The sequence below is a fragment of the Mesorhizobium sp. genome, assembly GCF_004962245.1.
Taxonomy (GTDB): Bacteria; Pseudomonadota; Alphaproteobacteria; order Rhizobiales; family Rhizobiaceae; genus Mesorhizobium.
Genome location: NZ_SUHQ01000063.1, coordinates 1 through 11,574, shown reverse-complemented (window position 1 = coordinate 11,574; position 11,574 = coordinate 1). Strand labels below are relative to the sequence as shown.

The following is an 11,574-nucleotide window of genomic DNA, read 5'->3' as shown; positions in this document are numbered from 1 at the left end:
GACTAGCGGGTGTGCTCCGTTGAGCATGCGGACCTCACAGAAGCCTCCAGATTCCTTAAGAAGCGCTGCCATGGAACGGGATTCTATGGTCGGCGCCGACTTTTCGGTGCGTCGGACTTTTTCAACAATATCGGGTCAAACCGGACATCATGCCGTCGTTGCGGACGTTCTGACGAACATAGTCGGATGGCAAGACTTTAGGCGGCGTTCGTATGTGTGCCAGCCGCCATTTGTCGATGGCGTCGAGGACTGAACGGTCCGCAGTGCGCTGGCCAGCATTAGCCCGTAGGTTACAGTTATTTACGTTCCCTGACGTGAGCCGATCGGCCAAGGTCACTCACAGCGCGTAATATCGCCTCGCCCCGCAAGAGGACAGCAGCCTCTGAGCAATCGAATAGGGCGCCCATAGCCAGAAACAATTTAGCCTGCACACAAAGGGGAATATCAATGCGAAAATTCATGACACTCATCGCGGCAACGTCAGTAGCACTTTCGTCTGCGATGGCAGCCTACGCACAAGATCAAAACCCCCTTCCCAAGGCCAGCGATGTGCTTGTCCGATACGGGGACGACGTCGAGGGCTGGACCGTCTACGCCAATCAAACTCGCGGAGATTGCTTGATCGTGCACTCAGATGGCCCAAGTGCGGTGCAAATGGGTGTTACCGCAAATCGGGAGGTCGGGTATCTTGGCGTGTTCACGAAAGAGGATATCGGCCTTCAGAACGGGACCAAGTCGGACATCTTCGTCTCCATTGACGGCCATCTCTATCGTGGCGTGGCCACTAGCACGAGCGGCGAACTCAAGGGTGGATACTCTGGCGGCTACATCTTGACAGATGACCCGAAGTTCAAGCGCGACGTAGCGAAGAAATATAAAATGACCGTGTTTCCGGAAACCAGGGGGGCCTTTGTCGTCGATCTGAAGGGGACTTACAAGGCAATGGCAATGGGCCACAAGTGCCTCACGCAGTGACCTCGCTCTGACCACTCATTTGCCTTCATGGGTCCGGAACGCGAGGTTGGCGTTTGAAACCACCCGACGCTTAATCGGGCACCGGGCGCGGTGTATTTCTTGGGTGGCGCGGAGCACTATGGTCCGCCGGGCGCGCGGTCGCGGCAAGTGTCTTACTTGAATTAGTCGCGGACTTTTTCAGAAAATATCGAGCCATTCCAAGCATTCGCGCCGGAAAGAGAACGTTGTCGCATGTTTGAGGGCCTTGCTATCCTGGCAGACGGCGCACGATCCGCCTACCTCAATGACAATCTACGCAAAACAGCGTTTCCTTAGCCGGCCGGCATCGCAGCGAAATCACGCGATATGCCACAAGCAGCGTGACGTTGTCCTATTTTCAGGGACCCCTCAATTGCCACCGATTTGTCGGCGGAGTTCGCCCGGAACGCCACGTAGAAGCAGACAACTCCAGACGGCAAGAAGTGCGTGAAATGCAGCCATGGGCCAAAGCATGACGCCGGTCATCTTTAGGACCGCACCCGCGTACACGAGGAGAATTGATACGGCCGTATTGTAAATCAGAATGCCAATAAGCAATCCGAATAGTGAAGGATTTAACTTGTCTTTTCTCGCCATCCAGCTTGCGACACCTATAGCAAGCAGCGTAGCGCCCGCGATGCGGCCGACAAAAATTGCTTCAACCGTGTCGCTTTCCAATCCAAGCAGGAGAGCAAATGGAACGGAAGGCAGCAAAAGAAGAGCGAAACCTGTCGGCGTCTCGATCACCGCAATCACGATGAGGAATAACTTTCGTGCCGCGTTCATTTGTTGACTTTCCCTTCGTTGATCGGGCATCTCGATTGCTTTGTCGTAGGCCTCCTTGGCGATGACGCGGCCTTCAGCCTCGGTTATTTCAGCAGCCTGCGCGCTTTTGGAGCCAAATGCCGGAAGCCCCAGAGCTGGCGCCGAACCTATTTTGAAATAGTGTCGAACTGAGTTTCATCGCGTTGTCTCCCAGTTTTGCCGTCCGGCGACATAGATCTGGGTGCCCTTCAAAGCACTATGTCTAGCACTTCTTCGCGGATGGTCCTGGCAGGGCGCAATTCTTGTTACCAGCACTCGATTTCTGGCTGGTCTCGGACCCCGTCAAGGCACCGATGTGATTGCTCAAATTTTCTCTGCTGTTTTGATCGACCGCTGCAACAGGTGCCGCAATCACCAGTCCTGCCGCGCTGCCCGCCGCTGCCGCCGCACCGGTCGTTGCGTGAATGATCGTATCGCCCAGGCCTATCCTGTTGTCGGTCAACGTCTGGCCGCCGGCCATACGCGTCCCAATCAGTTGCACGATCTGCGGTGACGACGCGAACTTGCCGTGATGCAAACGATCTCCGGATTTGACTTTCGTCAGATCGATGACGGTAATATTGTTGCTCTCGAGTTCTTCCTTGTATGGAGCTTGTTCCGGATCAATCGATCCGAGCCGGGGGATATTGCCCCAGACCCGTCGCGAAACTTTGAGCGCGCGATCGTCCTGCGAGACAAAGAGGGTGAACTGCGGGTGCTGTTTGCCATGTCGGCAATCTGAGTGCGGAACACGTCGACATCGACGTCGGGCGCGGCCAGCATGACGTTTTTGAACTTCGCCGGAAGGCCGCCATTGCGGATGGCCATCTGGCGCAAGCCTTCCAACGCAAGCCAGTTGCCCATCGAATGGGCGAGGATCGAAACTTCCTTGATTTCAGGATCGCGTGCCAGATATTGGAACAGCAGTTCGAGGGCATTTCGCGTGTAGTTGGTGCTTTCACGATCGTAGCCATACGCCAGCGCGCTGCCTCGGGACGGCCATGTGACCAGAATCGGAACGCTGTTTGTGCCCGTATCCTTTGCGATCTGCGCAAAGCGGTAGACCGCGTCTTCGAAACGATTGTTGAACCCATGAATGAAGACGAGGACGCTGCGGTCCGGGCTCTTCCTGACAGAGGCGCTCAGCCACCCCTTCGCGGTTTCCCGTGTTATTTCTTCGGCCTTCACAACCGCGAAATCAGTCGCCGGGTTCGATGGCAGCTTCTTGGGCCATGCGACCTCTCCAACCTTGCGGACCGATGCCGGAGGGATCGACACCGTAATTTCGGCGAACGAGGGAGCCAGTCCGCGCTCGCCCGTATACATTTGTGCCGGATTGGAGGAACGACTGCGGGTCGTTGCGACCAGCATCTCCACCTTGCTGGAGGAAGGGGAGGTATCGGCCACGGGCAGCAGCACATTCGTCGGACGGGACGCGCACCCCCAAAGCAGGCCAACCAACGCCGACGCCAACAAAACGTTGCTGATACGCCTGACCTTGGACAGGCTCACGAAACAGTTCCCCAAACTCTCCTCCTGTTTCGAAGTCGTCCCAAAGCGTCCTCGGATCGCGATGCCGCCCCGCAACTAGGAGCGAAAACGATCAGCACTGTACTGCTAGCGCGAACTTCGCGATGCGATTACTCAGACACGCGGCCATGATCTATTTGACCCCCCGGCTCAGACCCGATCAGAACCGAAATCTGGCGCCGATGATTGGTCCCTGCATTGCTATGTCAAACACGAATCCGTCGTCGTCGTAGTCTACGGCAAGGTAGCGATAGCCCGCTTCCAGCGTGACCGAATCACTGTACCGGTATTGAAGCGTGCCCTGAACTTGCCAATCGATGTCGGCGCCAACACCGAAGCCACCGATATCCGCCTCGCCATGGAGCCCGAATCCGTTGCCGAGAGCAACATCGCCGGCCACGCCAATCAGGGGGTCGACCCACGTCTTACTGCCGCTGGCTTCATTCGTGGCGAGAGGGCCAGTAACGGTCAAATCCGCATCCAGGTACCAGAGCCGTCCGCCGGCCAGAACGTCCAAGGTCGCGGTGCCATTGTCGACGACCCGATAGGAGCCGCCGAAGGTCCACACCACCGTGTTCATGTTCACTTCGGCCGAAAGAGCCAACGGGCCGGCCGACGTGCCATCGGCCTCGAGTCCCAGGTAGATGAAGTCGGTGAAAAGAGCGTAGCGGCCATTGCGCGCCTCGCCGGCAAGCATGACCGGCGGGGGAGACCAATCGATGTGGTCGAAAATCTGGCTGAAATCGACATCGATATCCGCCGGCGACAGGCCCCTGACGCCGACCCTGCCGTTCATGCCTGCCATCCAGAAATAGGGCTCTGCGGTGAAGGTCCAGACCGGCGCGGGCGCGGCTTCAGCAGGCGCGGGTGCGGCTTCAGGAAGTTGCGTCGCAGCGTCCGCGGCGATCGCCGGCACCGCAAACAGCGCTGCCGCTATTCCCGCCGAAGCCAACACGAGAGCTCGGATGATTCCCATATCGAAGTCCCCTCTAATTCCGCCTTTTACTTCATGTCCGATGCGATCATCCTGCACGCCCGCAGTGACAACATATATGTATTCGTGCTGCTCAGCTAATGGATATCGGATTTTGATCGTTTTTCATGTCGACAGCGGTTCATTTGTTCGTGGCTGTCACGGGCAGACAGTTATGGGTCTACTTCGGGAACAGCAGGGCAATTCCCGTGCGGAATCCGAAGCCGTCGGGTCCGCTATCGGGGCTTACCGCCCAATACCGCACACCGGCGAAGAGGCTGATTGGCTGCTTGTCGATCACAACCAGCTTCGAGACCTGGACGTTGATCGGGACCGACCATTGATGCGCTTCCCAATTGTAGACGCTCTCGGTATTGAGCGTGAAGGTCCAGGCATCCTTCGTCGTGTAAGAGACGAAGGGCTGCAGGAAAGTGGAATTTATATCGCTGCGGTCGCTGTCGCCTGCAAATGACCAAATGTGGTTGGCCAGCATGCCGACCGTCCACCCATCGAATTGCTTCAAGACGACGCCGGTCGGTCCCGCTCCCCATTTTTTTCCGCCAAGCAACTCGTCAGTCGCAGTGGGCAACAAAAACACCGGGCCGACACCCCAGATGATCCCGTTCGCCGTGGGTTGGGAAGGCGAGAAGAACAGGCTTTGGGTTATGTCGCCGAGCCCGGACTGGTCGCCGGATGGTCCTGCAATGTCGTGCTGCCAGGCAATCGGCAAGATGGTACGCGATATCAGGTTCCAGTTGTCGTTGAGCGTGATCGGGATGACCGGCTGCACATTGACATAGGCTTTGTCACCGTCGTTCGGTCCATAGCCGCTGTCATAGTTGAACTGGAACGGCACGCTAATCAGCGAGGCGATCGGATTGGATAGCTTCTTGGCGAGATCCTGGGTGTTATCCTGGGCCCACGCGGCCGTGACGACAAGCAGGCCCGGGAGCACGGCTGCCATAGTTTGTAGAGGTCGATTGCCAGACAGAAATTCCAAGCCAGCCTCCGCTTAGTTCCGGCCGCTCACCGTGGCGGCCACGGAATGGCACGCGATTTCCGGGTGGCGTCCGCGTACAGCACGGCTCCGACTTCCCCAACCAACCGATCCACCAGCTCCTGCCATTCGGCTCGTCTAGACTCGCGCGATGCCAGCGGGACGTTGTCGATCCTCGAGAGTGCGAGTTCCGCTTCTGCAAGTTCCTCGCACATATCCCGAAAGCCCTCACTTCGGTTCATCAGCCGATGGATCGCCAGTTCAAACTGCGGGAACCGACGGACTGCCGCCGAGACCGCTCTTTGTCTATCAGCCGGTTCGCCGTCCATCCTCATTGTCGCAAGTTCGTATTTTCCCGAAACCGCCGTAGCCTATCGCATGGAGGCGGCTGCGGAATGTAAGTTACGTGGGCGACAGGGTAATTTCTGAACATCCCGTAGCGAGTTCGGTGGGCACCAAGCCTACAGAATCGCAAATGCAAACTGCGCTGCCGGTGACGTCGCCTATCTGTTGATCGGTTGTCATCTGCCGCTGCATCGCACAAATCGTCGCCTTCATCCGGATGTTATCCGTTCAGACTACTACCAGGAGTATTGCAGGAATTAGCTCGCGCATGTAAAATTGCGCAGCGAGAGGTGACCGGCGAAAAAAAGAAATATAACTGGGAGTAGTCACCCCAGAACGTCAGGCGAGGGAATCAAGGTGATCCGGGCGGAGCCAGCCGCAGGGAGGGGGCATAGGTTGGCCTCAGAGGATTGTCGTGCCCAGCTTGCCCTGATCCTCAACAGCGCGGACTTCGATGCAACCGGTCGCGAACGCCGCTTCCTCAGCCATGTGGTGGAGGAAACGTTGGAGGGGCGCGGTGATCGTATCAAGGCCTATTCGATCGCAGTCGAAGTGTTCGGCCGCGATATGTCTTTCGACCCGCAGACGGATCCGATTGTCCGCATCGAGGCTGGCCACCTCCGGCGCGGGCTCGAGCGCTACTACCTGACTGCCGGACACGACGATCCAATTCTCATCACGATTCCGAAGGGCGGTTACGTTCCAACGTTCTCGGCGCGATCGCCGCCTGAGACCGTTGTGCCGGCCTTGCCGGTTAACTGGGCAGAGAAAGTCCCGACCCCTCCTCGATGGATGAGGGCATCATGGCTGACGGTAGCTCTCGCGGCTACCGTCGCGGCATTGGCTGTTCTGGCGTTGGGATTGGCGAGCGGCGGCGTCCGCCCAACTTCGCCTGAGATTCCGCGACTGCTGGTCGAGACGTTTGACGATCTTTCAGGAACGGAAGCCTCCAGGGCGATTGCGAGCGGATTGACACAGGAAATTGTCGGGCAACTCTCTAAGTTCAAGGATGTCATCGTCGTCCAGTCTTCCGAAAATTCGGTCGCGCCATCGCGCTTTGTTCTTGCGGGAAGCGTCCACCTGTCGGCCGAAGCCTTCCGGCTTCGGATCAGGTTCATAAACCGCGCGGACGGCTCCGTCCTGTGGGCGGACAGTTATGACGGAGAAATGAAAGTCGCGGCGCTTCTCGAGACCGAAGCGAATATCGCACAGAAAGTGGCGACGAGCCTGGCCCAGACATATGGCGTGATCTTTCAGGCCGACGCCTCGCTCCACGTCTCGAATCCTCCCGACGATTGGGCTGCCTATTCCTGCACGCTTTCCTTCTACGCATACCGGGCAAAGCTCGACCAAAAGGAACTTCCAGCGGTGCGCGGTTGCCTGGAGAAGGCCGTTGAACGTTTCCCGGGCTACGCCACGGCCTGGGGTCTGCTGTCGCAGGCCTATATCGACGAGATCCGATTCCTCTATCCTTCCGACGAAGCCGCGACTTCGGCTTCGATCGCTCGCGCTCTTGCCGCGGCCAGGCGGGCCGTGGAACTGGACCCGCTCAACATCCGCGGCCTGCAGGCGGAAATGTTCGCGCTCTATTTCAGCAAAGAGATCGAGGCGGCGCTGTCCGTGGGCAAACGTGCCTTGAACATCAACCCCAACGATACCGAACTGATGGGCGAGTACGGATATCGGCTGGCGCTTTCAGGAGGCTGGGACGACGGCTGCCCGCTCGTCGCGGAAGCTCGCACGCGCAATCCGGGTCCCTTGGCCTATTACGAGACCGCGCTTGCCCTTTGCGCCTATTTTCGCGGCGATTATCCGCAGGCAGCCATGTGGATCAGGAAAGCAACGGTTCCCGGCAATGCCAACTATCACACCATCGCGGCCGCGATTTTTGGCGAGGGCGGATATGAAGCGGACGCCCGGCGCGAACGTGTCTGGCTTGAAGATAACGCGCCAGGCTTGATCAAGAATCTCCGGCAGGAGGTCGCGGTGCGGATCATTCGACCAGAGGATGTCGATTTCTTCCTCGGCTCGCTCAAAAAGGCCGGGCTCGCATTCAAGGACTGAGCCGGGCGGACGTAAACTCTGCCGAACCGCATCCCGTCGTCGCCGAGGTGACGCGCCGTTGGCGGATCGCCAACATCATCGAGGCCAACGAGGCCTTTGCTGTATTGAAGTCCAGGCTTCGCAGGTAGTTGCCGAGGTCGCGGGCCACGCCGACGCACAACCGTCTTCTCGAAGAAGGTTTCATCTACGACGTGACGGATGTGGTTGCGCTCGTAGCCAAGGTTCACGAGGTGGAGCAATAGAAGCTCACCAGCTTGCGGTAATCCATCCGCTGCCTCGGCTGATCAAACAACTCCAGCAACAGTCACCCAAGGGTCTCCTTGTATTTCTCGGCAATCAGCTTTTCGATCAGCCACAGGTGAGATGCAAAATCATCCAGCGAAAAGCTCGTGCCGAGCAGAGTGATAAAGACTCTATCTCGTCGGCTGCAAGGCTCGGCGCCGCGGGATCCTTCGCAAAAGACCACTTCATTTCCTCGATAACGGGGTCAAGGACGGCATGCGGCACCCGCTGGTCCTCTACGTCGGCAATCAGATCAAGGGCCTCATCAACGCGGGCGGTTGTATCCAGCGAATAAACACGGAAGCTCTCAAAGGTCGTTGGCGTCAGCATCTCGCTCATGAGTTGAGCGAACATCAAGATGCCCCGACTGCCGTCTGTATCCGGCCACTTTTTCTTTCGGAAGACGCACGGCTCAATCCCCACCTTGGGGAGAGTATTACCGGACAATATCTGCTTCAAGTATACGAAGTAGTTGGCTCAGCCAGCCAAGCAGTTCGCCAAATGCGAATGCTCCCTTCGACCGCATTGCAGGTGAAACCACGGCGGCTGATCTTCTTGGCTCGGACCACGGTTGGGCTGAAATTGGTGTGGGTTCGTCCAGCTCTGCACAGGCGCGCTCGTCTTCGTCGGCCTTCTCGCCCCGAGCTTCGTTGCCTTGTGCCCGGTCAGCCACAGTTGCTCGGCAATTTATTCGGCTTTGGCTTGAGCTTCGTATCCCGCAAATGAGGCGATCGGGGTCCGAACAACGCAGGCATCCCGCGAGGCGCTGAACAGATGGGTAGAGGCCTTCTGTAACCCGGTAGATGACTGAAACCGCACTGGTCGTCGGGTGCCGGAGGTGCTGTGGTTGACTCAGCTCGGGGAATAGCAATTTTGACGGCAGCACTTCTTTGGTGCCACGATGACTTTAGTATGGCACGGATCCCACGTCTGCTTATGGGATGTGGCGAAACCGGTCGCAACGGCTGAGTTGCAGCGCGTTGCCGCCGTCGCGTCAAAGCGATTTAGAGATGCGACATCGCCAGCAAGTTAGAAATGTGATAGTCAGCTCCCGGCCGGGCTTCGCTGGTTTGGGTTGCACAGCCTGGTCGGAGCGGATAAGTCAAGCTCCCTTGGCTTTAGCTGGTAGCAGCGTGTCACATCGGACACCGATGCGCCACCAAACAGCCACTCTCGTTCGGAAACTATGTCCGGAATTTCAAAGCCCCTGAATGGGCTGTTCAATGCAGCCCTCTCTTATCCATGAAATTCAATGCTGCCTCGTTGAACTCGCCTCGTACCATCGCGTCGAGGTCGAGATTCCCGGCTTCCACCTCCAGTCGCAGTGCGCCGAAATCCTCGAACCATTCTTTGACCAATTGCAGGTTGAGAGACAGGTAGCCCCGCGGACGCGGACAGCCGACCTTGCGCCAGGCGGTGAACAGCAGCTTGAGCAAGTTCCGCTTTGACATACCCTCGTACTGGAACTGCTTGTGAACCCACTCCAACTCCGAAAGCCGCAGACGAGGTGGAATGCCCTTCTCGGCAAGCATTGCCAGAAGCATTGCCGCGCCTGGGTCATCGAACAGCGTTCCGTCCGCCCTGAAACTCGATCGCTGATCAAGTGCGTCCTGCATAATGAGGACCTCGCGCAGTTGTAGTGTCCTCTCCAGTTCCTGCTGCTCGTCTTCATCAAGCGGACCGAGGAATTTTGGCCCAGTTCTCGAGTCTATGACGACATCATCTGGGTGCGGTAGGATTCTTGGTTCTGGTTTACCTCGCTGCTTCGCGTCTGCAGCTCAGCAGTCGTTTGCGTCTTGAACCTTTCCCAGATTTCATCGCGCTGTCGGATTTCTCGCGCGTTGGCCTCGTCAGCGGTTCTGAACAGATCCATAGCAAGGCCCTGAGAGCGGGCGTTACCCTTGAGCGCATTAAGGATCACCGTCTGAACAATCGCTTCCCGAGCAGGAATTTCAGTTGTCTTACCGCCCTCACGCACTGCGATCTTTTTGTTGGCGCCTTTCAGCGCGGCACTCAGCATAGGTTGCTCCGAGAGCGTCAAATCCGCAGCCGCCTTTCTTGGCCTTCCATTTGGGTTGGGCGACGGCATTCCCTTCTGGAAGCGCGTCGCCATGGGTGGTTTGCCATAGCCGGTCCCAAACAGAACCTGCCCCTTAATGTCTTCGTTGCTATCGCCCTCACCCGACATTGGCTTGCCTCCGCCCTGAGATTTGGCCATTGCCGGAATTGGGCCACCCTCTTCGCATTTCCCCGACAGCCTCGAACGGGCTATTTCCATCAGCGAGCATAGCTCCCTTCCCAGTGTAGGTCTGCCAGCGTGTAACGATGGTGTCGCAATAGGCCGGATCATATTCGATGAGCCTGGCCTGTCGTCCGCAGCTCTCCGCGGCGATCAGCGTACTGCCGGATCCGCCAAACAGGTCGAGCACGATCTCGTTGCGGCGTGAGCAGTCCTTGATCGCATCGGCCACCAGCGCGACTGGCTTTACCGTCGGATGCATGGCGAGTTCGTCCATGCGATTGGCACCCAGGCTGCTGATGCCGGCATAGTCCCAGACGTTCGTTCGATATCGACCTGTCTCGCCAAGGCCAAAGCTATTGGTGGTGCCGATCTTGAAAACGAACACCAGCTCATGCTTCGAACGGTAGAAACTGCCCATGCCGCCATTCGACTTGTTCCAGACGCAAAGGTTCTTCAGCTCAGTGAACGCCGCTTCACCAGCATCGAGAAGCTCACCCATATGGCGCCAGTCCATGCAGACAAAAGCGATGGCACCGTCCTTGGCCACACGAGAGGCATTTGAGAGCGTTACCGTCAGAAACTGAGTGAATTCGGTGCGGCTCATCTCGCCCGAAGCGAACGCGAACTCGCGATGCCGGACAGAGCCGAGGCCGCCAACATTGCCGTCAATGGCAACGTTGTAGGGGGGATCTGTGAATATCAGATCTGCCTCTTCCCCATTCATCAGCCGAGCAACATCGTCGGCCGATCGAGCGTCGTCGCAGAGCAGGCGATGGCGGCCGAGCAGCCAAACATCGCCCTGCCTTGAAACAGGTTCGACGGGAGGCTCTGGAATGAGATCTGCTCGATCATCTCCGGCGGCAGCCGATGCCTGACTTGCCTGATCAAGCGTCAGGTCAATCTCGGCGAGAGAAAACCCAGTCAACGTGGCATCGAACTCGATGTCGATGAGCGCCTGAAGCTCGATCGCCAGGATCTCAGTGTCCCATCCCGCGTTCAATGCAAGCTTGTTATCGGCAAGAACGTAGGCACGTCTCTCCTCGGCGCTGAGATGGGAAAGCCGCAGCGTCGGTACGGCGGCAATACCCAGTTCCCTTGCCGCCATCACCCGTCCGTGCCCGGCGATGATCTCGCCGCTGTCGCTCACCAAAACCGGGTTGGTAAAGCCGAAGCGCGAGATGCTTTCGGCGATCTGCCGAACCTGCTTTTTGGAGTGTGTCCGAGCGTTGCTGGCATAGGGTCTGAGAGACGCGACCGGCAGCATTTCGATCGATGGAGAATTCATCTCTATTTCATCCCGCTAAGCTGATTGCACGATAGAAGCGGAAATGGAGACAAGGGGGG

General features: G+C 57.8%; 9 protein-coding genes and 1 pseudogene. 2 read left to right on the top strand and 8 right to left on the bottom strand.

All coding sequences use genetic code 11. The features are described from left to right. The first annotated feature begins 447 nt into the window (after positions 1–447). Positions 448–975 (top strand): hypothetical protein, encoded by a 528-nt coding sequence (locus E5X88_RS32750; protein WP_366664839.1) that lies wholly within the window; start codon positions 448–450, stop codon positions 973–975. A gap of 387 nt (positions 976–1,362) precedes the next feature. Here the strand turns inward: E5X88_RS32750 and E5X88_RS32745 are convergent, their stop codons facing one another. From E5X88_RS32745 to E5X88_RS32730, 4 genes and pseudogenes are all read right to left on the bottom strand, one after another. Beyond that, on the bottom strand, positions 1,363–1,779 hold the full coding sequence (locus E5X88_RS32745; protein WP_292168338.1) for a hypothetical protein: 417 nt from the start codon (positions 1,777–1,779) through the stop codon (positions 1,363–1,365). A gap of 241 nt (positions 1,780–2,020) precedes the next feature. Continuing rightward, positions 2,021–3,270: pseudogene (locus tag E5X88_RS32740) on the bottom strand (alpha/beta hydrolase). A 217-nt stretch (positions 3,271–3,487) separates the two neighbouring features. Next, complete coding sequence (locus tag E5X88_RS32735; protein ID WP_292168337.1) at positions 3,488–4,360, bottom strand: hypothetical protein; 873 nt, start codon at positions 4,358–4,360, stop codon at positions 3,488–3,490. A 121-nt stretch (positions 4,361–4,481) separates the two neighbouring features. Then, positions 4,482–5,264, bottom strand: coding sequence for a transporter (locus tag E5X88_RS32730; RefSeq protein ID WP_292168336.1), 783 nt, complete (start codon positions 5,262–5,264; stop codon positions 4,482–4,484). Positions 5,265–6,038: 774 nt separating this feature from the next. Here E5X88_RS32730 and E5X88_RS32720 point away from each other — a divergent pair. Beyond that, positions 6,039–7,706, top strand: a complete 1,668-nt coding sequence (locus tag E5X88_RS32720) for a hypothetical protein (RefSeq protein WP_292168334.1) — start codon at positions 6,039–6,041, stop codon at positions 7,704–7,706. A 348-nt stretch (positions 7,707–8,054) separates the two neighbouring features. Here E5X88_RS32720 and E5X88_RS32715 read toward each other — a convergent pair whose 3' ends face one another. The 4 genes from E5X88_RS32715 to E5X88_RS32700 all read right to left on the bottom strand — a co-directional run bounded on the left by E5X88_RS32715 (position 8,055) and on the right by E5X88_RS32700 (position 11,494). Next, on the bottom strand, positions 8,055–8,342 hold the full coding sequence (locus E5X88_RS32715; RefSeq protein ID WP_292168333.1) for a hypothetical protein: 288 nt from the start codon (positions 8,340–8,342) through the stop codon (positions 8,055–8,057). Between the two features lie 866 nt (positions 8,343–9,208). Further along, positions 9,209–9,604 (bottom strand): hypothetical protein, encoded by a 396-nt coding sequence (locus E5X88_RS32710; RefSeq protein ID WP_292168332.1) that lies wholly within the window; start codon positions 9,602–9,604, stop codon positions 9,209–9,211. A gap of 92 nt (positions 9,605–9,696) precedes the next feature. Continuing rightward, positions 9,697–10,176 carry a DUF5681 domain-containing protein gene (locus tag E5X88_RS32705; RefSeq protein WP_292168331.1) on the bottom strand — a complete coding sequence of 160 codons (480 nt, stop codon included), beginning with the start codon at positions 10,174–10,176 and terminating at the stop codon, positions 9,697–9,699. Continuing rightward, positions 10,166–11,494, bottom strand: a complete 1,329-nt coding sequence (locus E5X88_RS32700; protein WP_292168330.1) for a DNA methyltransferase — start codon at positions 11,492–11,494, stop codon at positions 10,166–10,168. The genes E5X88_RS32705 and E5X88_RS32700 overlap by 11 nt, the downstream gene beginning before the upstream one ends. Positions 11,495–11,574: the final 80 nt, after the last annotated feature.

Coding starts and splice junctions, on each gene's coding strand:
- E5X88_RS32750 (WP_366664839.1), top strand. CDS start 448: ATGCGAAAATTCATGACACTCATCGCGGCAACGTCAGTAGCACTTTCG.
- E5X88_RS32745 (WP_292168338.1), bottom strand. CDS start 1,779: ATGAACGCGGCACGAAAGTTATTCCTCATCGTGATTGCGGTGATCGAG.
- E5X88_RS32730 (WP_292168336.1), bottom strand. CDS start 5,264: ATGGCAGCCGTGCTCCCGGGCCTGCTTGTCGTCACGGCCGCGTGGGCC.
- E5X88_RS32715 (WP_292168333.1), bottom strand. CDS start 8,342: ATGTTCGCTCAACTCATGAGCGAGATGCTGACGCCAACGACCTTTGAG.
- E5X88_RS32710 (WP_292168332.1), bottom strand. CDS start 9,604: ATGCAGGACGCACTTGATCAGCGATCGAGTTTCAGGGCGGACGGAACG.
- E5X88_RS32705 (WP_292168331.1), bottom strand. CDS start 10,176: ATGTCGGGTGAGGGCGATAGCAACGAAGACATTAAGGGGCAGGTTCTG.
- E5X88_RS32700 (WP_292168330.1), bottom strand. CDS start 11,494: ATGCTGCCGGTCGCGTCTCTCAGACCCTATGCCAGCAACGCTCGGACA.